Source organism: Oleiphilus sp. HI0066, from assembly GCF_001635725.1.
The window spans coordinates 1-343 of the sequence record NZ_LWFH01000944.1 but is presented as its reverse complement, the minus strand read 5'-3'; the positions used below and the strand labels follow the sequence as shown (position 1 = coordinate 343).

At 45.8% G+C, this 343-nt stretch carries 1 protein-coding gene; it reads right to left on the bottom strand.

The window, feature by feature from the left end; translation table 11 throughout:
- On the bottom strand, positions 1-343 hold a 343-nt coding region (locus tag A3738_RS10765), incomplete at its 5' end, for a PAS domain-containing protein (RefSeq protein WP_156504201.1).

The window sequence follows — 343 nt, the reverse complement described above, 5'->3', positions numbered from 1 at the left end:
CTATAGATGGTAGGGCTGTTTACCTTCATTAATTAGCTTGTAAGCATGCGTAGCGCGACTGATTTGATCACGACTTGGCTTGAATCGAACGCTTTGCAGGTGAGCTTCACCGTCAGTTTCATCCGCATTAGCCATCACGAAAGCATCGACCCAATAGTGATCCCCGTTTTTACAACGGTTTTTAATGATGTCCATCCACGATTTTTGATCCGCCATTGCGTCCGAAAGCGATTGAAACGCGGCTTGTGGCATATCTGGATGACGAACAATGTTGCGTGCTTGCCCAAGCGCTTCTTCTTCGGTAAACCCTGATATTTCAACGAAGTCTTTATTGACGTATGTG